1 pseudogene is annotated in these 268 nt (G+C 70.9%); it reads right to left on the reverse strand.

Annotated features, from left to right (window positions below):
• Positions 1-268: pseudogene (locus EXE42_RS17795) on the reverse strand (HTR-like protein); the annotation flags it as partial.

The following is a 268-nucleotide window of genomic DNA, read 5'->3' on the forward strand; positions in this document are numbered from 1 at the left end:
AGCGCGATGACCATGATGACGACGTAGAACGGGACGATGTTCAGGAGCGGGCCGAGGACCACGTCGATGGCGCCGGCGATCGCGTCGCGGACCGGCGGGACCGCGTAGCCGACGAACGCGCCGACGGTCGCCAGCCCGGCGAGCTTGTCCCACTTCGACCAGCTGGTCGTCTCGGGCGTCTCCACGTCGCCGCCGCCCCCGTCGTCGTCTTCCATGCCGGCCTCGATGCAGTCGCGGTCTGCCAGGGCGAACCCCTCCTCGCCGTCGA

Origin of the sequence: Halorubrum sp. SP3 (assembly GCF_005435195.1) — an archaeon.
Taxonomy (GTDB): domain Archaea; phylum Halobacteriota; class Halobacteria; order Halobacteriales; family Haloferacaceae; genus Halorubrum; species Halorubrum sodomense.